Raw genomic sequence first — 20,434 nt, 5'->3', positions numbered from 1 at the left:
GCCGGCCTGGCAAGAGATCAAGAGGCAAGTTCTGTGAAGGCACACAACAAGTGGCTGACGGCCCCGCTCGCCGCGGGGCTGTCCGCCGCCCTCCTCAGCGGCTGCGGCACCGAGCAGGGCGGAGGCTCCGGCTCCGGCGACGGCATACGCGTCGGCATGTCCGACGAGATCCTCGCCACCGACCCGGCGGCCGGCTACGACCCCGGCTCCTGGCTGCTGTTCAACAACGTCTTCCAGTCCCTGCTGGCCTTCCCCAAGGGCGGCTCCGAGCCCGAGCCCGAGGCCGCCGACAAGTGCGGCTTCACCTCGGGCAGCAAGGTCTACACCTGCACCCTCCGGGACGGCCTCACCTTCTCCAACGGCAACCCGCTCACCTCGAAGGACGTCAAGTTCTCCTTCGAGCGGGCCCTCAAGATCGCCGACCCGTCCGGTCCCGCGCCGCTGCTCTCCAGCATCGCCTCCATCGAGACCCCCGACGAGCGGACCGTCATCTTCCGCCTCAAGGTCCCGGACGCCACCTTCCCCAGCAAGATCGCCTCCGGCGCCGGCTCCATCGTCGACCACCGGGACTACCCCGCCGACGCCCTGCGCACCGACGGCAAGGCCACCGGCTCCGGCCCGTACAAGCTGGACTCCTTCAGCGAGACCGAGGCCACCTTCTCCGCCAACCCCGGCTACAAGGGCACCGCCAAGCCCAAGAACGGGGCGGTCACCCTCAAGCTCTACGGCGGAGACCGCGCCGCCCTCTCCAAGGGCCTCGCCGACGGCGACATCGACGTCGCCTACCGAGGTCTGTCCGCCGACGACATCGCCGCGCTCGAGACCTCCGACACCACCGACGACCGGGGCATCGAGGTCACGCAGGGCAACAGCGCCGAGGTCCAGCACCTCGTCTTCAACGTGAAGGACCCGGTCGTCGGCAAGCTCGGCGTCCGCAAGGCCATCGCCCACCTCGTCAACCGCGAGGAGCTCGTCGAGGACGTCTACAAGTCGACGGCCACGCCGCTGTACTCGATCGTCCCGGCGGGCATCGCCGGCCACAACACCGCCTTCTTCGACACCTACGGCAGCCCCGACAAGGCCAAGGCGAAGAAGGCCCTGCGCGACGCCGACATCACCGGCAAGGTGAAGCTCACCCTCTGGTCCACGCCCAGCCGCTACGGCCCGGCCACCGACCAGGAGCTCAAGGCCATCGCCGGCCAGCTCAACGACAGCGGCCTCTTCGACGCCGACGTCAAGTCCGTCGCCTTCGACCAGTACGAGAAGGACATCGCCGCCGGCAAGTACGGCGTCTACGTCAAGGGCTGGGTCCCCGACTACCCGGACGCCGACAACTTCACCGCCCCCTTCTTCGGCGAGGGCAACGTCCTCGGCAACGGCTACGAGAACGCCACCATCACCGGCAAGATCCTCCCGAAGACCGCCGGCATCGCCGACCGCGCCGCCTCCGCCGACGAGTACGGGCAGCTCCAGGACCTCGTCGCCGAGGAACTCCCGCTCCTCCCGCTCTGGCAGGGCAAGCAGTACGCCGTCGCCCGCGACGACGTCACGGGCCTCGAATGGACCCTCGACGCCTCCACCGTCTTCCGCTTCTGGGAGCTGAAGAAGGGCTGAGCCCGCACGACGGAGGGGCCCGGCGCGCGACACGCGCACCGGGCCCCTCCGTCGTCCTCGCGACCGGCTACTGATTGCCGCCGGGCCGCACCAGTCCGCTCTCGTACGCGTACACCGCGGCCTGCACCCGGTCCCGCAGGCCCAGCTTCGTCAGCACATGGCCCACGTGCGTCTTCACCGTCGTCTCGCTGACGAACAGGTCCGCCGCGATCTCCGCGTTCGACAAGCCCCGCGCCACCAGCTTCAGCACCTCGACCTCGCGGTCGGTCAGCGTGCTCAGGGTGTCCGGGACCTGCTCCTCGCCCGTCGGCAGATGCGCCGAGTACTTGTCGAGCAGCCGACGCGTGATCGACGGCGCCAGCATCGCCTCGCCCGCCGCCACCACGCGGATCGCCTGCACCAGCTCGTTCGCCGGGGCGTCCTTCAGGAGGAAGCCGCTCGCCCCCGCCCGCAGCGCCTCCACCACGTACTCGTCCAGGTCGAACGTGGTCAGCACCAGCACCTTCGCCGGACCGTCCCGGCCCGGACCGGTGATCTGCCGGGTCGCCTCCACGCCGTCCATCCGCGGCATGCGGATGTCCATCAGCACCACGTCCGGCTGCAGCGCGCGCACCTGCTCCTGCGCCTGGAGACCGTCACCGGCCTCGCCCACCACCGCGATGTCCTGCTCCGCCTCCAGAATCATCCGGAAGCCGGTGCGCAGCAGCGGCTGATCGTCGACCAGGAGGACGCGGATCGTCACAAGGACTCCTTCACGAGGCGGGCTGAGCTCACGGCACGGGCCGCCGTCACGGTGCCGGCGGCGCCGGGTCCATTCTGCCCTGCCCGGATTCGCCCGACTCCGGCGGGCGCGCGGAAACGATCTTCAACGGATACACCGGGGGAGTCCCGCCGAACTCCGGACAGACCTCCTGGTGGTCGCACCAGCCGCAGAGCTTCGTCGGCCGCGGCCGCCAGTCGCCCGTCTCCGTCGCCAGCCGGATCGCGTCCCACAGGGCCAGGAGCTTGCGCTCCACCCGCAGCAGGTCCGCCTCCACCGGGTCGTACGTCAGCACGTCCCCACTGCCCAGGTAGACCAGCTGCAGCCGCCGCGGCAGCACCCGCTTCAGCCGCCACACCACCAGCGCGTAGAACGTCATCTGGAACAGCGCGCCCTCGCGGTACTCGGGCCGGGGCGCCTTGCCCGTCTTGTAGTCGACGATCCGCACGTCACCCGAGGGCGCCACGTCGACCCGGTCGATCACCCCGCGCAGCCGCAGCCCCGAATCCAGCTCCGTCTCCACGAACAGCTCGCGCTCGGCCGGCTCCAGACGCGTCGGGTCCTCCAGCGTGAACCAGCGCTCGACCAGCCGCTCCGCCTCGCCGAGCCAGCCCGCGAGACGCTCCCCGTCCGCATCCTCCGCGAACAGCTCGCCCAGCTCCGGCTTCGACTCCAGGAGCCGCTCCCACTGCCCAGGAACCATCGCCTTCGCCCGCGGCGCCGTCCGCTCCGCCGCCTCGTCGTCGAAGAGCCGCTCGAGCACCGCGTGCACCAGCGTGCCCCGGGTCGCCGCCGGACTCGGCTTCTCCGGCAGCCGGTCGATCACCCGGAACCGGTACAGCAGCGGACACTGCATGAAATCGCTCGCCCGCGACGGCGACAACGACATGGGCGCCCGGGGCTCCGCCGGCACCTGCTCGCTCGTACTCATGACACAGACCCTACGACCCGCCACCGACAGCGAGCGGAATACCATCGACCTGGGACCCCGTCGCACTGCATGATCGAACCGTGACGCACCGACGTGGGTCACACGTCGCGACGAAAGGAACCCGTGAACCAGGACGAGCCCAAGCCGCAGCGGACCGAGGAGCCCGGCGGCGGGATCCTCATGGGCCGCCCCTTCGGCGTGCCCGTCTACGTCGCACCCAGCTGGTTCCTCGTCGCCGCCCTCATCACCTGGGTCTTCGGCGACCAGATCGAGCGGGTCCTGCCCGAACTCGGCGCCGCCCGCTACCTCGTCTCCCTCTTCTTCGCCGTCGCCTTCTACGCCTCCGTGCTCGTCCACGAGCTGGCCCACACGATCGCCGCGCTCCGCTTCAAGCTGCCCGTGCGCCGCATCCAGCTCCAGTTCTTCGGCGGCGTCTCCGAGATCGAGAAGGAGACCGAGACCCCCGGCCGCGAGTTCGTCCTCGCCTTCGTCGGCCCGCTGCTCTCCCTCGTCCTCTCCGGTGTGTTCTACCTCTCGCTGTACGCGGTCGAGCCCGGCACCGTCCCCGGAGTCCTCCTCGCCGGCCTGATGATCTCCAACCTGATCGTCGCCGCCTTCAACCTCCTCCCGGGCCTTCCCCTCGACGGCGGCCGCATGCTCCGCGCCGTCGTCTGGAAGATCACCGGCAAGCCCATGAGCGGCACCGTCGCCGCCGCCTGGGTCGGCCGCGCCCTCGCCGTCCTGGTCCTCGTCGGCCTGCCGCTGCTCACCCGCACCGGCTTCCTCGGCAACTCCACCGAGGACATCAGCGGCTTCAACACCGTCACCGACGCCCTGCTCGCCGCGATCCTCGCCGCCATCATCTGGACCGGCGCAGGCAACAGCCTCCGCGTGGCCCGGCTCCGCGAGCACCTCCCCGAGCTCCGCGCCCGCGCCCTCACCCGGCGCGCCATCCCCGTCGAACCCACCACCCCCCTCTCCGAGGCCCTCCGCCGCGCCAACGAGGCCGGCGCCCGCGCCCTCGTCGTCGTCGACGGCGGAGGCGACCCCACCGGCATCGTCCGCGAGGCCGCGATCGCCGCCGTCCCGCAGCACCGCCGCCCCTGGGTCGCCGTCAGCGCCCTCACCCAGGACCTCGTGGACGGCATGCGCGTCCCCGCGGAGCTCACCGGCCAGCCCCTCCTCGACCACCTCCGCGCCAGCCCCGCCACCGAGTACCTCGTCGTCGAGGAGACCGGCGAGATCTACGGCGTCCTCGCCACCACCGACGTGGAGCGCGCGTTCGTCAGGGCCATGGCACGCCCGTCCTCCTGAGCCCGGTACTCGGCTTCCGAGCCGAAGGCCCGCGTCGGCGCCGACTGGAGCGGGCCGGAGGCGAGGAAGCCCTTGATAAGGTGCTCACATGTCCGAACCGACCGGTGCCGCCCGCCGACGCGGGCCCTTCAAGGTCGGGGACCAGGTTCAGCTGACCGACCCCAAGGGCCGTCACTACACGTTCACGCTCGAAGAGGGAAAGAACTTCCACACCCACAAGGGTTCTTTCCCGCACGACGAACTGATCGGCGCCCCCGAGGGCAGCGTTGTCCGCACCACCGGAAACGTCGCCTACCTCGCGTTGCGCCCCCTGCTCCCCGACTATGTCCTGTCCATGCCCCGCGGCGCCGCCGTGGTCTACCCCAAGGACGCGGGGCAGATCCTGGCCTTCGCCGACATCTTCCCCGGCGCGCGCGTCGTGGAAGCGGGAGTGGGCTCGGGCTCGCTGAGCAGCTTCCTCCTGCGCGCCATCGGCGACAGCGGCATGCTGCACTCCTACGAGCGCCGTGAGGACTTCGCCGAGATCGCGAAGGGCAACGTCGAGCGCTACTTCGGCGGCCCCCACCCGGCCTGGCAGCTGACCGTCGGCGACCTCCAGGACAACCTGTCCGACACGGACGTCGACCGCGTCATCCTGGACATGCTCGCTCCCTGGGAGTGCCTGGAGGCCGTCTCCAAGGCCCTCGTCCCCGGCGGCATCCTCTGCTGCTACGTGGCGACCACCACCCAGCTCGCGCGCACCGTGGAGTCCATCCGCGAGTTCGGCTGCTACGCCGAGCCGCAGCCCTGGGAGTCCATGATCCGCAACTGGCACGTCGAGGGTCTCGCCGTCCGGCCCGATCACCGCATGATCGGCCACACCGGCTTCCTCGTCACCGCCCGCCGCCTCGCGGACGGTGTCGAGCCCCCGATGCGCCGCCGTCGCCCCGCCAAGGGCGCGTACGGCGAGGACTACGAAGGCCCCAACAAGGGCTGACGTCCCGACACCCACACGGCGCCGCCGTCGAGTTCCCGCCCGCGGGAGGGAACTCGACGGCGGCGTCCTCATGTTCGGGCGCGCGGCCTGTTCCGGCGACGTACGGGCGGCCCCGGCGACGCTCGGTGAGGCCCCGCCTGTTCCGTCCCCCTGTGACGTGTGGCACGATGCCCGAAACCCTCCGGACAGCCCTCACAGGAGACCTCTCGCGTGCAGCACTCCGCCGCCCAGGACCCCGCGGATCTGCCGGACCTCGCGCACACCCACGCCAGGCCGGCGCACTGGCTGGCGACCGCCACCGCGACCGCCGCGGTCGTCGCCCTGGCCGGACTGCTCCAGCCCGGCCCCGCCGGAGCCACGGCGGCCCCCGCGGCTCCCGCGGCCCCGCGTCCGGCGCCCGCTCCCGAGGCCGCCGAGGCCGACTACCCCCTGGAGTGCCGGGGAGCGGCCCACAAGGTCGCGAAGCGCGTCTCAGGCGACCTCGACGGCGACGGGAACCCGGAGACCGTTGCGGTCGTGCACTGCGAAGCCGGCTCCGGCACGCCGCCGAGCGGCGTCTACGTCCTGACCCGCGGCAGGGGTGAGGGCGCCCCCGCGCGCGTGGTGGCCACGCTCGTCGCGCCGAAGGACGGCAAGAACGTCACCGGGCTCGCCGTGCGCGACGGAGCGGTGCACGCCACGCTGCTCGGCTACTCGTCCCCCGACGTCCCCATGTGCTGCCCCGACGAGAAGGAGCAGGTCAGCTGGAACTGGCAGGGCGGAGCCTTCGTACGCGTCGCCCGTGCCGAGGCGCGGAGCGCCTGACCCGTCACTCGGCGTCGGGGCCGTACACCTCGACCTTGTCGGCGACCCGGCGCACGTGGATGCAGTCGCCCGGGCACTCCTTCGCCGAGTCCACCACGTCCTGGAGCAGCGGCAGCGGCACCGGGGTCGTCGCCCCGCTGTCCTGGAGCAGCTCGTCGTCTGCGCTCTTCACATACGCGAGCCCGTCGATGTCCAGCTCGAAGACCTCGGGAGCGTACTGCGCGCAGATCCCGTCCCCGGTGCACAGGTCCTGGTCGATCCAGACCTCCAGCGCCTCTTCGACGCCCGTTGCCGGGGCCTCGTTCTGCACGGTCATTTCTCCTGCCGTTTCTGCTTCGCGCGGGTAAGTCGGGCCACCTCTGAAGGGTGTTGACCCATGACGACGATACAACCGCCCGCTTTCAGACGGCGAAAGGGTGGGTATTCCCCTGGCGAGAGGGGAAGCGCAAGGGTGAAGATCGGACACGGCCCTGAGTCTTTTTGATCTAGGGGTTTCAATCACCACCCACGCAGGTAGGGTCAGGAAGCGTCCAGCTCCCCTTGGAGGAGGTGAGGACCGTGGCAGCCCACGACGACGACATCAACCGCGGCATCCGGCCGGGGCGAGGGTCTGAGGACCCCGCCGGTCAGGTTGCCTATCTCGAGCAGGAAATCGCCGTCCTGCGCCGCAAGCTCGCCGACTCTCCGCGACACACGAGGATTCTCGAAGAGCGGATCGTCGAGCTGCAGACGAACCTGGCCGGCGTGTCCGCGCAGAACGAGCGGCTCGCCAATACGCTCCGTGAGGCCCGCGACCAGATCGTGGCCCTCAAGGAGGAGGTCGACCGGCTCGCACAGCCGCCGGCCGGCTTCGGTGTCTTCCTGCAGGCGAACGAGGACGGCACGTGCGACATCTTCACCGGGGGCCGCAAGCTCCGGGTGAACGTGAGCCCCAGCGTCGAGCTCGAAGAGCTCCGACGTGGCCAGGAAGTCATGCTCAACGAAGCGCTCAACGTGGTCGAGGCCATGGAGTACGAGCGTGCCGGGGACATCGTCACCCTCAAGGAGATCCTCGAGGACGGCGAGCGCGCCCTGGTGGTCGGGCACACCGACGAGGAGCGGGTGGTGAGGCTCGCCGAGCCTCTGCTGGACGTCACCATCCGCCCCGGCGACGCCCTGCTGCTCGACGCCAGGTCCGGCTACGTCTACGAGGTCATCCCCAAGAGCGAGGTCGAAGAGCTCGTTCTGGAAGAGGTCCCGGACGTCGACTACGACAAGATCGGCGGTCTGGGCAACCAGATCGAGCTGATCCGCGACGCGGTCGAGCTCCCGTACCTCTACCCCGACCTCTTCAAGGAGCACGAACTCCGACCGCCCAAGGGCATCCTGCTCTACGGGCCGCCGGGCTGCGGCAAGACGCTGATCGCGAAGGCCGTGGCCAATTCGCTGGCCAAGAAGGTCGCCGAGGTGACCGGCCAGCCCGCGGGGAAGTCCTACTTCCTCAACATCAAGGGGCCCGAGCTCCTCAACAAGTACGTCGGCGAGACCGAGCGGCACATCCGCCTCGTCTTCCAGCGTGCGAGGGAGAAGGCGAGCGAGGGCACCCCCGTCATCGTCTTCTTCGACGAGATGGAATCCCTCTTCCGCACCCGCGGATCCGGTGTCAGCTCGGACGTGGAGAACACCATCGTCCCCCAGCTGCTCGCCGAGATCGACGGTGTGGAGGGCCTGGAGAACGTCATCGTCATCGGCGCCTCCAACCGCGAGGACATGATCGACCCCGCGATCCTGCGGCCCGGCCGGCTCGACGTCAAGATCAAGATCGAGCGTCCGGACGCGGAGGCCGCGAAGGACATCTTCGCGAAGTACCTCACGGCCACCCTGCCGCTCCACACGGACGACATCTCCGAGCACAGCGGCTCGAAGGCCGCTGCCGCCCACGGAATGATCCAGTCGGTCGTCGAGCAGATGTACGCGGAATCCGAGGAGAACCGCTTCCTCGAAGTCACGTACGCCAACGGCGACAAGGAAGTCCTCTACTTCAAGGACTTCAACTCCGGCGCGATGATCCAGAACATCGTCGACCGGGCCAAGAAGATGGCCATCAAGGCCTTCCTCGACCACAACCAGAAGGGCATCCGCGTCTCCCACCTCCTCCAGGCCTGCGTGGACGAGTTCAAGGAGAACGAGGACCTGCCCAACACCACCAACCCCGACGACTGGGCCCGGATCTCCGGAAAGAAGGGCGAGCGGATCGTCTTCATCCGCACCCTCGTCACCGGAAAGCAGGGCGCGGACACGGGACGCTCCATCGACACGGTGGCCAACACCGGTCAGTACCTGTAAAAACGCACACCGGCTGCGGATGTCCGGAAACCGGGCATCCGCAGCCGCCGCATTCCGTCCAGAATTCCTCCCGGCAGCACGGGTTCCTTCCGACAGCACGGGAAATACCGCAAGTGATCTCCCCACCAGCGCGGAGCCGTTCTAGGCTCTTCGGTAACGCCGAGTCGCGCACTGTGAGCGACGCCGGGCAAGGAGGGCCGCATGACCGTACGGCGAGTAATGGGCATCGAGACGGAGTACGGGATCTCCGTCCCAGGGCACCCGAACGCCAATGCCATGCTCACCTCGTCCCAGATCGTCAACGCCTACGCGGCGGCGATGCACCGGGCGCGCCGCGCCCGCTGGGACTTCGAGGAGGAGAATCCGCTGCGGGACGCCCGCGGCTTCGACCTCGCCCGCGAGGCCGCAGACTCCAGCCAGCTGACCGACGAGGACATCGGCCTGGCCAACGTGATCCTCACCAACGGTGCCCGGCTCTACGTGGACCACGCCCACCCCGAGTACAGCTCGCCGGAGGTCACCAACCCGCGGGACGCCGTCCTCTGGGACAAGGCCGGCGAGCGGATCATGGCGGAGGCGGCCGTCCGCGCCGCCCAGCTCCCCGGAGCCCAGCCGATCCACCTCTACAAGAACAACACCGACAACAAGGGCGCCTCCTACGGCACGCACGAGAACTACCTGATGAAGCGGGAGACCCCCTTCTCGGACATCGTGCGTCATCTGACCCCCTTCTTCGTCTCCCGCCAGGTCGTGACCGGCGCGGGCCGGGTCGGTATCGGTCAGGACGGCCGGGAGAACGGCTTCCAGATCAGTCAGCGCGCCGACTACTTCGAGGTCGAGGTGGGGCTGGAGACCACCCTCAAGCGGCCCATCATCAACACGCGCGACGAGCCGCACGCGGACGCCGAGAGGTACCGCCGCCTGCACGTGATCATCGGGGACGCCAACCTCTCGGAGATCTCGACCTACCTCAAGCTCGGCACGACCGCGCTGGTCCTGTCGATGATCGAGGACGGGTTCATCACCGTGGACCTCGCCGTCGACCAGCCGGTCAGGACGCTCCATCAGGTCTCGCACGACCCGACCCTCCAGTACCTGGTCACGCTCCGCAGCGGCCGGACGCTCACCGCGGTCCAGCTCCAGATGGAGTACTTCGAGCTGGCCAGGAAGTACGTGGACGAGCGGTACGGCTCGGACGCGGACGAGCAGACGAAGGACGTCCTCACGCGCTGGGAGGACACCCTCAACCGGCTCGAGAACGACCCGATGAGCCTGGCCGGCGAGCTCGACTGGATCGCCAAGCGGGAGCTCATGGAGGGCTACCGGCGCCGGGACGGCCTGGACTGGGACGCGGCCCGCCTGCACCTGGTGGACCTCCAGTACGCGGACGTGCGCCCCGAGAAGGGCCTGTACAACCGTCTGGTGGCCCGAGGGCGCATGAAGCGGCTCCTGGAGGAGCCCGAGGTGCGGCAGGCCGAGACGGTGCCTCCGGAGGACACCAGGGCCTATTTCCGGGGCCGCTGCCTGGAGCAGTACGCCGACGACGTCGCCGCGGCCTCCTGGGACTCGGTGATCTTCGACCTGCCGGGCCGGGACTCGCTCCAGCGCGTACCGACCCTGGAGCCGCTGCGCGGCACCAAGGCCCATGTGAAGGCGCTCCTGGACCGCTGCCGGACCGCGGAGGAACTCGTCCGCGTCCTGTCCGGCGGATGATCGGGGGCCCGGTACGGGCCTGAAATGCCCCGGCACTGGGAATCATGGAATCAGTGCCCGGGCGATGTGGAAACTGCGGGGCCGAAGTCAGACCCGACCTATAGGGTCTGATCTTGTACGGACTCAACCGAGCGGGCCGATTTCGAGCGGGGTGAGGGATATGGCGACCAAGGACACCGGCGGCGGACAGCAGAAGGCGACGCGTTCCACGGAGGAGGTCGAGGAGACCACCACGGAGGCGAGCTCCGATCTCCAGGAACGCCAGGAGAAGCTGAGCGACGACGTGGACTCCGTGCTGGACGAGATCGACGACGTCCTCGAGTCCAACGCGGAGGAGTTCGTTCGTAGCTTCGTCCAGAAGGGCGGCGAGTAGCCGCCTCCCGCGCCTGTACACCTCCGTCCCCGGAGCCCTGGTGAAAGCCGTGGGTCCGGGGACGGATGACAGGCGGTGGCACGGGTATGGTCCGTGCACAGCAAGCAAGATCGGCTCGTGCGTCCCACGGCGGGCCGACTCTCCCACCCGGAAGGAATCGCGTGGAAGCCAACCCTCGTAGCACCGGGCGTCTGCCGGCGGCCTTCCTGACGCCGGGATCGTCCTCGTTCCTGGACTTCCTGTCGGCGTACTCGCCGGAGCTGCTGCCGAGCCACCGCAAGCTGCCGGAGGGCGTCCTCGACGCCCCGCACGGCACGACCATCGTGGCGGTCACCTTCGACGGCGGTGTCGTCCTCGCCGGCGACCGGCGGGCCACCATGGGCAACATGATCGCGCAGCGCGACATGGAGAAGGTCTTCCCGGCCGACGAGTACTCCGCCGTCGCCATCGCCGGCACCGCCGGTCTCGCCGTGGAGATGGTCAAGCTCTTCCAGCTGGAGCTGGAGCACTTCGAGAAGGTGGAGGGCGCCACGCTCTCCCTGGAGGGCAAGGCGAATCGCCTCTCCACCATGATCCGCGGCAACCTCGGCATGGCCATGCAGGGCCTCGCCGTCGTGCCGCTCTTCGCGGGCTGGGACGAAGGCAAGGGCAAGGGCCGGATCTTCTCCTACGACGTGACCGGCGGTCGCTCCGAGGAGCAGGGCTACGCGGCCACCGGCTCCGGATCGATCTTCGCCCGCGGGTCGATGAAGAAGCTCTACAGTCCCGACCTCACCGAGCACCAGGCCACGACCCTGGTCGTGCAGGCGCTCTACGACGCGGCGGACGACGACTCGGCGACCGGTGGCCCCGACATGGCCCGCCGGATCTACCCGCTCGTCACCGTCATCACCGAGGAGGGTTTCCGCAGGCTCACCGAGGCCGAGTCCTCCGAGCTGGCCCGGTCGGTCACCGAGCGGCGCCTCACGCAGCCCGACGGGCCGCGCGCCGCCCTGCTCTGACCACTCGTCGCTCTGTAGGAGCCCAGAAGAAAGGGACGGACCGCCGGTGTCCACTCCGTTCTACGTCTCACCCCAGCAGGCCATGGCCGACCGGGCGGAGTACGCCCGCAAGGGCATCGCCCGAGGCCGCAGCCTCGTCGTCCTCCAGTACACGGACGGCATCGTCTTCGTCGGCGAGAACCCCTCGCGAGCCCTGCACAAGTTCAGCGAGATCTACGACCGGATCGGCTTCGCCGCCGCCGGCAAGTACAACGAGTACGAGAACCTCCGCATCGGCGGCGTGCGCTACGCCGACCTGCGGGGCTACACCTACGACCGGGACGACGTCACCGCGCGCGGCCTGGCCAACGTCTACGCCCAGACGCTCGGCACGATCTTCTCCAGCGCGGGGGAGAAGCCGTACGAGGTGGAGCTGGTCGTCGCCGAGGTCGGCGACGAGCCGGAGGGCGACCAGATCTACCGGCTGCCCCACGACGGCTCGATCGTGGACGAGCACGGCTCGGTCGCGGTCGGCGGAAACGCGGAGCAGATCAGCTCCTTCCTGGACCAGCGGCACCGGGACGGCATGTCCCTGGCCGAGGCCCTGAAGCTGGCCGTGCAGGCGCTCTCGCGGGACACCAACGGCAGCGAGCGGGAGATCCCCGCGGAGCGCCTCGAGGTGGCGGTCCTGGACCGCACGCGCCCGCAGCAGCGCAAGTTCAAGCGGATCGTCGGCCGCCAGCTGTCCCGCCTCCTGCAGGCGGACAACGCGGCCGTGACGAAGACGGACGAGCCTTCGGACGAGGTTCCCGAGGAGTAGGCGCTCTTTGTCGGAGGGGCCCCGGTGCGCGCGAGCGGACCGGGGCCCTCGGCGTGTCCGCCTCAGGAAGCCGGCGGGGGCCCGGAGGAGCCCCGGGGGACCAGGGTGACCGGGAGGTCGTCCGGCTGCGGCGGTTCGCCCGAGAGGACGGCCAGGAGGGCCGCCATGCCCCGCTCGCCGATGCGCTCGGCGGGCAGCGAGACGGTGGTCAGCTCCGGTTCGACGGCGGTGGCGAGCGCGAGGTCGTCGAAACCGGTGACCGAGACGTCCTCGGGGACCCGCAGTCCGAGCCGCCGCAGGGCCTTGCAGGCGCCCGCCGCGAGGATGTCGTCGTCGCACACGAGAGCGGTGGGGCGGGGGCCGGGCGTGGCGAGGGCGCGCTCGGTGGCGGCCATGGCGCCGTGCACGTCCAGGGGTGCGCGGACCGTCCGCACCGACACGCCGGCGAGGGTCTCGGCGAGCGCGGCGGCGCGGACGTCGAAGGTCCAGGACGGCACGGCCGATGCCAGGTGGACGAAGCGGCGGTGGCCGAGGGCCAGCAGGTGGCCCGTGACCTGGCGCATGCCGTCCGCGATGTCGAGGTTGACGTGCGCGGCGGCGCCGGTGTCGGCGGGGTCGCTGTCGAGCATGACCAGGGGCAGGTCGGTGCCCCGGAAGGCCTTCAGGGCGTCCGAGGCCATCGAGGACGCGATGACCCCGTCGAGGGCCGCGCGGGCCGAGGCGAAGGGGTCCTTGGCGGGGCCGACGCCGTCGGGGGAGGGGTACAGGACGACACCGAAGCCGTGCCGGGCGGCGACGGTCGCCGCGCCGGTGTAGACGCGGGCGAAGAACTCGTTGGTGAGCGCCGGAACGACCAGCAGGGCCGTACGGGTGTGGCCGAGGCGGAGGTTGCGGGCGGCGAGGTTGGGCCGGTAGCCGAGGCTCCGGGCGGCCTCCCGCACGACCTCGGCCGTGCGTTCCGACACACGGCCGCGCCACTTGTCGCCGAGCACGAGCGACACGGTGGCCTGCGAGACGCCCGCGGTCCGGGCGACGTCCCTGCTGGTGGGGCGGGCGCCGCCGAGCGGCTCCGGGGTCTGCACACAAGCCTCCGCGTCGGACGGTTCACGAGCCGGTCACCAGGGGGTGGCCTGGCGCGGGGTGGACCCGCGCGCTGCGGACATGGTACGTATGACCTCGGACGTTATACGTAAAACCTCGGCGAGGTCCGGGGGTGAGGGGAGACCGACATGGCCACCGAGGCCACGGCACACGGCGGCTATCTCGACATACTCCGGGCGCCGCACGCCGCCCGGCTGCTGGCCGGCACGCTCGTCGGGCGGCTGCCCAACGGCGTCGGCCCCATCGCCCTCACCCTCTTCGTCCGCGACCAGGGCGGCAGCTACACGCTCGCCGGCGGCCTCATCGCCGCCTACGGCGTCGCCACCGCCGTCGGCCAGCCCCTCCTCGGCCGCGCCGTCGACCTCAAGGGCCAGCCCCGGGTCCAGCTGCCCGCGGCGGTCCTCTCCGCCCTCGGCATGGTCCTGCTCGCGCTCACCGGCATCGACCACCTCGCCCTCGCCTACGCGGCCGTGGTCGTCGCCGGCCTCTTCACCCCGCCCCTGGAGGGCGGCCTCCGGGCCCTGTGGCCGAGCGTCCTCGGCCGTGAGGACCGGGTCCACCGGGCGTACGCCATGGACGCGGTCGCCCAGGAGGTCATGTTCACCGTCGGCCCGCTGCTGCTGACCCTCCTGGTCTCCCTGTGGTCGCCCGCCGCGGCCCTGCTCGTCATCAACGTCCTCGGCGTCCTCGGCGCCCTCGCCGTGGTCCTCTCCGAGCCCTCCCGCACCTGGCGCTCCGCACCCCGCGAGGCGCACTGGCTGGGAGCCCTGCGCTCGCCCGGCCTTCTCGCCCTCCTCGGCTCGTTCTTCTTCGTCGGCCTCGCCCTCGGCTCCATCACCGTCGCCGCCGTCTCCTACGCCGACGACCGGGGCACCCCGGCCGTCTACGGCTGGCTGATGGCCGCGCTCGGCCTCGGCGCCCTCGTCGGCGGCGTCACCTACGGAGCCCGGCAGTGGTCCGGAGCCCCCGAGCGGCGGCTGCGCGTCCTCGTGCTGCTCCTCGCGGTCTGCTACCTGCCGCTCGTCCTCACCCCCGGACCCGTCGCCATGACCGGCCTCGCGGCCCTCTCCGGCGTCTTCCTGGCCCCCGTCCTCGCCTGCGCGTTCATCGTCGTCGACCGGCACGCCCCGGCCGGCACCGTCACCGAGGCCTTCTCCTGGCTCGTCACGACGTTCGGCGTCGGCTCGGCCCTCGGTTCCGCGCTCGCGGGACCCGCCGTCGAACTCGCCGGAACCGTCGCCGGATTCGCCGTGGCCGGAGCGGGCGGCCTCGTCGCCCTTCTCGTCCTCCTCGCCACCGGCCGCGTCCTGCACGTCCCCGTGAGCCCGGCGAGCCCCGCGGTCCCGGCCGAACCGGAAGCGCGACACGCCGTGGGCGCGGGCGGCCCCACCTCCGTACACACCGAAAAGAACACGCACTGATCGGAAAATGATCGAAACGGGAACGCCCAACCCGGTTTCATCACACGCCGTCAGGCGTAATGTTCAGACATGGACCGCCGCATTTTCGGGCTGGAGAACGAGTACGGCGTCACGTGCACGTTCAGGGGACAGCGCCGACTGTCTCCTGACGAAGTGGCGCGCTACCTCTTCCGCCGTGTCGTGTCATGGGGCCGCAGCAGCAATGTCTTCCTGCGGAACGGCGCCCGCCTGTACCTGGACGTGGGTTCGCATCCGGAATACGCAACACCGGAATGTGACGACGTGACCGAACTGGTCACCCACGACAAGGCAGGCGAGCGCATTCTCGAGGGCCTGCTCGTCGACGCCGAACGCCGCCTGCACGAGGAGGGAATCGCGGGCGACGTCTATCTCTTCAAGAACAACACCGACTCGGCCGGAAACTCCTACGGCTGCCACGAGAACTATCTCGTCGCCCGCCACGGGGAGTTCTCCCGGCTCGCGGACATCCTCATTCCCTTCCTCGTCACCCGGCAGCTCATCTGCGGTGCGGGAAAGGTCCTCCAGACCCCGCGTGGCGCGGTCTTCTGCGTCTCCCAGCGTGCCGAGCACATCTGGGAGGGCGTCAGCTCCGCCACGACCCGCTCACGGCCCATCATCAACACCAGGGACGAGCCGCACGCGGACGCCGAGCGCTACCGCCGCCTCCACGTCATCGTCGGCGACTCGAACATGTCCGAGACGACCATGCTGCTCAAGGTCGGCGCCACCGACCTGGTGCTCCGCATGATCGAGGCCGGCACCGTGATGCGCGACCTGACCCTGGAGAACCCCATCCGGGCCATCCGCGAGGTCAGTCACGACATCACGGGCCAGCGCAAGGTCAGGCTCGCCAGCGGCCGCGAGGCCTCCGCTCTGGAGGTCCAGCGCGAGTACTACGAGAAGGCCGTCGACTTCGTCGACCGGCGCGGCATCCGCTCCGGCACCGTCGCGCAGGTCCTGGAGCTGTGGGGCCGTACGCTCGACGCGATCGAGAGCGAGCGGCTCGACCGCATCGAGACCGAGATCGACTGGGTCATGAAGCACCGGCTCATCGAGCGCTACCGGGCCAAGCACAACATGACCATGTCGAACCCGCGCGTCGCGCAGATAGACCTCGCGTACCACGACATCCACCGCCGACGCGGGCTCTACTACCTGCTGCAGAAGAACGGCCAGGCGGCCCGGATCTGCAACGACATGAAGATCTTCGAGGGCAAGTCGGTGCCCCCGCAGACCACCAGGGCGCGACTCCGCGGCGACTTCATCCGCCGCGCACAGGAGCAGCGCCGGGACTTCACCGTCGACTGGGTCCACCTCAAGCTCAACGACCAGGCGCAGCGCACCGTGTTGTGCAAGGACCCGTTCCGCTCCGTCGACGACCGGGTGGAAAAGCTGATCGCCGGAATGTAGGACCGGCGCGTACGAGTCCCGGGGCCCCGCACGTTTGACGTGCGGGGCCCTCGACGTGACAGGAGGAGCGCCTAGAGTGTCGGCACAACTACTGTGCCGTCTGAGATCTGAGGAACACGTGCGCCGACTTGCCGGCCTTCTCGTCGTCCCGCTGCTGCTGCTCTCGACAGCGGCGTGCGGCAGCGACGACAAGGGCTCCGATTCCGCTTCGATGAAGAACGGGCTGCCCGCCATCACCGCGGGGGCCAAGTTCGGTGAGAAGCCGACCCTCTCCAAGGGCGTGGGCGACCCGCCCAAGGAACTGAAGGTCAACGTCATCAGCGAGGGTGACGGCCCGGTGACGAAGAAGGGCGACGCGCTCCAGGTGAACTACCTGGGCCAGGCCTGGGACTCCACCACCCCCTTCGACAACAGCTTCGACCGCGGTCAGCCCTTCGACCTGACGCTCGGCGCCGGCGGCGTCATCAAGGGCTGGGACCAGGGCCTCGAAGGCCAGAAGGTCGGCAGCCGCATCGAGATCGGCATCCCGCCGGAGCTCGGCTACGGCGAGGCCGGCTCCCCGCCGAGCATCAAGCCGAACGCCACCCTCGTCTTCGTCGTGGACATCCTGAAGTCCGTCACGATCCCGAAGTCCGCCACGGGCACCGTCGTCCCGCAGGAGGACGAGAAGCTGCCGAAGGTCGGCACGAACACGGACGGCAAGGCGCCCACGCTGACCGTCCCCAAGGTCGCCGCGCCGACCAAGCTCGTCTCGAACTACGTGCTCGAGTCCAAGGGCGAGGTCGTCAAGGAGACCGACACGGTCGTCGTGAACTACGTCGCCGCCCTCTGGAAGGACGGCAAGGTCTTCGACTCCACGTACACCACGGGCAAGCCCGCGAACTTCCCGCTCGCTCAGCTCACGCTGGAGGGCCTCAAGAAGGGGCTCGTCGGCAAGAAGGTCGGCAGCCGCGTCCTCATCGTCGCCCCGCCGTCCGAGGCCTTCGGCGACCAGGAGAAGCAGGGCATCCCGAAGAACTCCACGCTGGTGTTCGCCGTGGACATCCTGACGAAGATGTAAGACTGTCCCGATCGCGCAGTTCATCAGTATGAGGAGCAGTTCAGTGAGCATCGAGAAGCCCGAGGTCGACTTCCCGGGTGGCGAGCCGCCGCAGGACCTGAAGATCAGGGACATCTGGGTGGGCGACGGCGCGGAGGCCAAGGCCGGCGCCACCGTCTCCGTCCACTACGTGGGCGTCGCCTTCTCCACCGGCGAGGAGTTCGACTCCTCCTGGAACCGCGGTACCCCGCTCCAGTTCAAGCTCGGTATCGGCCAGGTCATCTCCGGCTGGGACCAGGGTGTCCAGGGCATGAAGGTCGGCGGCCGTCGCGAGCTGATCATCCCCGCCCACCTCGCCTACGGTGACCGTGGCGCGGGCAGCGCCATCGCCCCGGGCGAGACGCTGATCTTCGTCTGCGACCTGGTCGCCGTCTGATCGGTCGTGCCGACCGGTACCGGTCGCTCCGAGGCCCCCGCCACCCGTGGCGGGGGCCTCGGCTTTTGCCCCGACACCCCGGGGCGGTACGGTCGGACGTCCGACAAGTGGAACCGGCAGAAGAGGTGCGGGGCGTCGATGGCGATTGCCAAGTCCGAGCGGCTGATGAATCTCGCGCTGTGCCTGCTCGGGACGCGCCGCCCGCTGAGCAAGCGCGAGCTCCGCGGCTCCATCGAGGCCTACCTCGAAGCGAGCGGGGACGACGCCTTCAACCGGATGTTCGAGCGCGACAAGGACGACCTGCGCGAGCTGGGCCTCGTCATCGAGACCGTCGAGAACCTGGAGGGCGAGACCGGCTACCTCGCCCGCCGCGACTCCAACCGTCTCCCGCCCATCACCCTCGACGCCGAGGAGGCCGCCGCGCTCGGCCTCGCCGCCAAGGTCTGGCAGCAGGCCCGCCTCGCCGGCGCCGCCAGCGGCGCCCTCCAGAAGCTTCGCGCCGCCGGCATGCCCGAGGCGGAGGACTCGTACGACGTCCAGCCCAGCGCCCTGGAACCCCGCATCCCGGTCCACGAGGCCGCCTTCGAGCCCCTCATGCTGGCCTGCCGCGACCGCCGGCCCGTCGTCTTCGACTACCGCAAGGCCAACGCCGCCCGCCCCGAGACCCGCCAGGTCGAGCCCTGGACCCTCGAATGCTGGCGCGGCCACTGGTACCTCGCGGGCTGGGACCGCGACCGGGGTGCCGAGCGCGTCTTCCGCCTCTCCCGGATCACCGGCAAGGTCCGCTCCCGGGCCGGCGCCTTCACCGCGCCCGTACCCGACGTCGTCACCGTCCGCGAGACCGTCGAGAGCTGGGCCGGCGAGACCGCCACCCGCTCCGCCCGGATCCGGCTGCGCGCCGGCTGCGGCTACCCGCTGCGGGCCCGCGCACAGTCCGTACAGGTGGGCGACGACGGCTGGGACGAGCTGGAGATCCCGTACGGGCACGGGCTCGACGCCTGGCTCGTCGAGTTCGGCCCCGACGTCGTCGTGCGGGAACCGGCCGACCTGCGGGCGGATGTACTGGACCGGCTGCGCGCCGTGGCCAAGGGCTGAGGGGGAGACGTACGCATGGCTGCCAATGCGATCGACCAGACGAGGCGGATGCTGTCCCTCGTCACCTATCTCCGCGAGCGCCCCGGCGCCCACGTCGCCGACGTCGCGCGCGCCTTCGGGATCACCGAGGACGAGCTGATCTCCGACCTGGACGTGCTGCCCATGTGCGGCACCAGCTTCCGGGGCGGCGACCTGCTGGACATCGACACCGACGGCGACCGGATCTGGTGGCACAACCCCGACGACGTCGCCGCGCCCCTGCGGCTCGCCGCCGACGAGGCGACCGCCCTCCTGGTCGCCGCCCGCGCCGTCGCCACCCTGCCCGGGCTCCGCGAGAGCGACCGGGACGCGCTGGTCCGCGCCACCGCCAAGCTGGAGGCCGCGGCCGGCGAGGCCGCCGGGGCCAGCTCCCGTCTCTCGGTCACCTTCGAGTCCGAGGGCGGCGTCTTCGCCGAGGTCGACCGGGCGATCTCCGAGCGCAGGCGGCTGTGGGTGCGCTACTACTCACCCGCGCGCGACGAGCTCACCGAGCGCGAGGTCGACCCGATCCGGCTCTTCGCCGTCGGCCACACCTACATGGAGGCGTGGTGCCGGCTCTCCGAGGCGCGCCGCACCTTCCGTCTCGACCGGGTCGTCGAGATCCGGCTCCTCGACGAGCACGCGGCCCCGCCCGAGCTGGAGCTGCGCGACCTCTCCGAGGGACTGGTCCAGCCCTCCGCCGACGACCCCGAGGTCGTGGTCGAGGTCGGCCCCGGCGGCCGGTGGGTCGCCGAGTACTACCCGCACGACCGGGCCGATGAGCTGCCCGACGGCGGCCTGCGGATCACCCTGCGGACACCGGACCCCGCCTCGCTGCGGCGGCTCGCGCTGCGGCTGGGCAGCGACGGGCGGATCGTCGCACCGCGCGAGCTCGCCGACAGCGCCCGGGAGGCGGCGACCGCCGCGCTCGCCGCGTACGAAGGCGTGTGACGTTCTCCGCTTCGAGGACGCTGTTGCTGATGTAGTGCCGATTCGGTTGTTGCCGTGGGAATTGAGGGAGATGTCCGTCATGCTTGGTCTTGCCGCGACGATGGCCCCGGTCCTCTTCAAAGCCGCCTGCCCCGACTGCCGCTCGCGCTTCGAGCTCTCGGCGAGCGCCCTGCGCCTCGCGATCGGCGCGAGCCGGCGGACGACCTTCTACTCCTTCACCTGCCCGGAGTGCGGCAGCTCCGTCCGCAAGCCCGCGGGCGAGCGCATCGTCGAGCTGCTCACCGGCGGCGGCGTCCGCACCCTGCGCCTCCACACCACCGTCTGAACGACCC

General features: G+C 70.4%; 20 protein-coding genes. 16 read left to right on the top strand and 4 right to left on the bottom strand.

Translation table 11 applies throughout. The features are described 5' to 3' along the window. Positions 1–33 precede the first annotated feature (33 nt). Positions 34–1,614 carry an ABC transporter substrate-binding protein gene (locus SGA01_RS25195; protein ID WP_141298700.1) on the top strand — a complete coding sequence of 527 codons (1,581 nt, stop codon included), beginning with the start codon at positions 34–36 and terminating at the stop codon, positions 1,612–1,614. A 67-nt stretch (positions 1,615–1,681) separates the two neighbouring features. Here the strand turns inward: SGA01_RS25195 and SGA01_RS25190 are convergent, their stop codons facing one another. After that, complete coding sequence (locus SGA01_RS25190; RefSeq protein WP_055644443.1) at positions 1,682–2,356, bottom strand: response regulator; 675 nt, start codon at positions 2,354–2,356, stop codon at positions 1,682–1,684. 46 nt (positions 2,357–2,402) lie between these two features. Further along, positions 2,403–3,305: a RecB family exonuclease gene (locus tag SGA01_RS25185; protein WP_229918025.1), complete on the bottom strand. Its 903-nt coding sequence runs from the start codon at positions 3,303–3,305 to the stop codon at positions 2,403–2,405. Between the two features lie 180 nt (positions 3,306–3,485). Between SGA01_RS25185 and SGA01_RS25180 the strand changes: the two genes are divergently transcribed. The 3 genes from SGA01_RS25180 to SGA01_RS25170 all read left to right on the top strand — a co-directional run bounded on the left by SGA01_RS25180 (position 3,486) and on the right by SGA01_RS25170 (position 6,399). Next, the gene (locus SGA01_RS25180; RefSeq protein WP_229918048.1) at positions 3,486–4,619 is read left to right on the top strand and encodes a site-2 protease family protein; all 1,134 of its coding nucleotides are present in this window, start codon (positions 3,486–3,488) and stop codon (positions 4,617–4,619) included. A gap of 88 nt (positions 4,620–4,707) precedes the next feature. Further along, positions 4,708–5,595: a tRNA (adenine-N1)-methyltransferase gene (locus SGA01_RS25175; protein ID WP_015032448.1), complete on the top strand. Its 888-nt coding sequence runs from the start codon at positions 4,708–4,710 to the stop codon at positions 5,593–5,595. A 210-nt stretch (positions 5,596–5,805) separates the two neighbouring features. Continuing rightward, on the top strand, positions 5,806–6,399 hold the full coding sequence (locus tag SGA01_RS25170) for a hypothetical protein (protein ID WP_141298696.1): 594 nt from the start codon (positions 5,806–5,808) through the stop codon (positions 6,397–6,399). Positions 6,400–6,403: 4 nt separating this feature from the next. Here the strand turns inward: SGA01_RS25170 and SGA01_RS25165 are convergent, their stop codons facing one another. Beyond that, entirely contained in the window at positions 6,404–6,715 is a 312-nt protein-coding gene (locus tag SGA01_RS25165; protein WP_024755477.1) for a ferredoxin, read from the bottom strand. Between the two features lie 242 nt (positions 6,716–6,957). Here SGA01_RS25165 and arc point away from each other — a divergent pair, with 242 nt between their 5' ends. The 5 genes from arc to prcA all read left to right on the top strand — a co-directional run bounded on the left by arc (position 6,958) and on the right by prcA (position 12,610). Then, positions 6,958–8,724 carry a proteasome ATPase gene (gene arc / locus SGA01_RS25160; RefSeq protein WP_141298694.1) on the top strand — a complete coding sequence of 589 codons (1,767 nt, stop codon included), beginning with the start codon at positions 6,958–6,960 and terminating at the stop codon, positions 8,722–8,724. 201 nt (positions 8,725–8,925) lie between these two features. Continuing rightward, entirely contained in the window at positions 8,926–10,437 is a 1,512-nt protein-coding gene (dop, locus tag SGA01_RS25155) for a depupylase/deamidase Dop (protein ID WP_141298692.1), read from the top strand. Positions 10,438–10,597: 160 nt separating this feature from the next. Continuing rightward, the gene (locus tag SGA01_RS25150) at positions 10,598–10,810 is read left to right on the top strand and encodes a ubiquitin-like protein Pup (RefSeq protein ID WP_055644448.1); all 213 of its coding nucleotides are present in this window, start codon (positions 10,598–10,600) and stop codon (positions 10,808–10,810) included. Positions 10,811–10,971: 161 nt separating this feature from the next. Continuing rightward, positions 10,972–11,811 (top strand): proteasome subunit beta, encoded by an 840-nt coding sequence (gene prcB, locus SGA01_RS25145; protein WP_141298690.1) that lies wholly within the window; start codon positions 10,972–10,974, stop codon positions 11,809–11,811. Positions 11,812–11,857: 46 nt separating this feature from the next. After that, positions 11,858–12,610, top strand: a complete 753-nt coding sequence (gene prcA, locus SGA01_RS25140; protein ID WP_141298688.1) for a proteasome subunit alpha — start codon at positions 11,858–11,860, stop codon at positions 12,608–12,610. A gap of 62 nt (positions 12,611–12,672) precedes the next feature. On the opposite strand, the gene SGA01_RS25135 is transcribed toward prcA, so the two are convergent. After that, on the bottom strand, positions 12,673–13,692 hold the full coding sequence (locus tag SGA01_RS25135) for a LacI family DNA-binding transcriptional regulator (RefSeq protein WP_141298686.1): 1,020 nt from the start codon (positions 13,690–13,692) through the stop codon (positions 12,673–12,675). A 147-nt stretch (positions 13,693–13,839) separates the two neighbouring features. Between SGA01_RS25135 and SGA01_RS25130 the strand changes: the two genes are divergently transcribed. The 7 genes from SGA01_RS25130 to SGA01_RS25100 all read left to right on the top strand — a co-directional run bounded on the left by SGA01_RS25130 (position 13,840) and on the right by SGA01_RS25100 (position 20,427). Then, positions 13,840–15,132 carry an MFS transporter gene (locus SGA01_RS25130; protein WP_141298684.1) on the top strand — a complete coding sequence of 431 codons (1,293 nt, stop codon included), beginning with the start codon at positions 13,840–13,842 and terminating at the stop codon, positions 15,130–15,132. A 69-nt stretch (positions 15,133–15,201) separates the two neighbouring features. Next, on the top strand, positions 15,202–16,563 hold the full coding sequence (gene pafA / locus SGA01_RS25125; protein WP_055644453.1) for a Pup--protein ligase: 1,362 nt from the start codon (positions 15,202–15,204) through the stop codon (positions 16,561–16,563). A 118-nt stretch (positions 16,564–16,681) separates the two neighbouring features. Beyond that, positions 16,682–17,623: an FKBP-type peptidyl-prolyl cis-trans isomerase gene (locus SGA01_RS25120; protein ID WP_141298682.1), complete on the top strand. Its 942-nt coding sequence runs from the start codon at positions 16,682–16,684 to the stop codon at positions 17,621–17,623. Positions 17,624–17,666: 43 nt separating this feature from the next. Further along, positions 17,667–18,038 (top strand): FKBP-type peptidyl-prolyl cis-trans isomerase, encoded by a 372-nt coding sequence (locus SGA01_RS25115; protein ID WP_141298680.1) that lies wholly within the window; start codon positions 17,667–17,669, stop codon positions 18,036–18,038. 138 nt (positions 18,039–18,176) lie between these two features. After that, entirely contained in the window at positions 18,177–19,133 is a 957-nt protein-coding gene (locus tag SGA01_RS25110; RefSeq protein ID WP_055644456.1) for a helix-turn-helix transcriptional regulator, read from the top strand. A gap of 15 nt (positions 19,134–19,148) precedes the next feature. Continuing rightward, complete coding sequence (locus tag SGA01_RS25105; RefSeq protein WP_141298678.1) at positions 19,149–20,102, top strand: helix-turn-helix transcriptional regulator; 954 nt, start codon at positions 19,149–19,151, stop codon at positions 20,100–20,102. Between the two features lie 79 nt (positions 20,103–20,181). Then, positions 20,182–20,427, top strand: coding sequence for a CpXC domain-containing protein (locus SGA01_RS25100; RefSeq protein ID WP_371866146.1), 246 nt, complete (start codon positions 20,182–20,184; stop codon positions 20,425–20,427). The last annotated feature ends 7 nt before the right edge of the window (positions 20,428–20,434 follow it).

The organism is Streptomyces gardneri (assembly GCF_006539185.1).
GTDB classification, from domain to species: Bacteria; Actinomycetota; Actinomycetes; order Streptomycetales; family Streptomycetaceae; genus Streptomyces; species Streptomyces gardneri.
The sequence above is the reverse complement of the archived record's forward strand: the minus strand, read 5'-3'. Positions and strand labels throughout refer to the sequence as shown.

Bases quoted from the DNA above. Each gene is read 5' to 3' on its own strand.
- SGA01_RS25185 (WP_229918025.1), bottom strand. From the start codon at position 3,305: ATGAGTACGAGCGAGCAGGTGCCGGCGGAGCCCCGGGCGCCCATGTCG.
- SGA01_RS25180 (WP_229918048.1), top strand. From the start codon at position 3,486: ATGGGCCGCCCCTTCGGCGTGCCCGTCTACGTCGCACCCAGCTGGTTC.
- SGA01_RS25175 (WP_015032448.1), top strand. From the start codon at position 4,708: ATGTCCGAACCGACCGGTGCCGCCCGCCGACGCGGGCCCTTCAAGGTC.
- SGA01_RS25165 (WP_024755477.1), bottom strand. From the start codon at position 6,715: ATGACCGTGCAGAACGAGGCCCCGGCAACGGGCGTCGAAGAGGCGCTG.
- dop (WP_141298692.1), top strand. From the start codon at position 8,926: ATGACCGTACGGCGAGTAATGGGCATCGAGACGGAGTACGGGATCTCC.
- SGA01_RS25150 (WP_055644448.1), top strand. From the start codon at position 10,598: ATGGCGACCAAGGACACCGGCGGCGGACAGCAGAAGGCGACGCGTTCC.
- SGA01_RS25130 (WP_141298684.1), top strand. From the start codon at position 13,840: ATGGCCACCGAGGCCACGGCACACGGCGGCTATCTCGACATACTCCGG.
- pafA (WP_055644453.1), top strand. From the start codon at position 15,202: ATGGACCGCCGCATTTTCGGGCTGGAGAACGAGTACGGCGTCACGTGC.
- SGA01_RS25110 (WP_055644456.1), top strand. From the start codon at position 18,177: ATGGCGATTGCCAAGTCCGAGCGGCTGATGAATCTCGCGCTGTGCCTG.
- SGA01_RS25105 (WP_141298678.1), top strand. From the start codon at position 19,149: ATGGCTGCCAATGCGATCGACCAGACGAGGCGGATGCTGTCCCTCGTC.
- SGA01_RS25100 (WP_371866146.1), top strand. From the start codon at position 20,182: ATGCTTGGTCTTGCCGCGACGATGGCCCCGGTCCTCTTCAAAGCCGCC.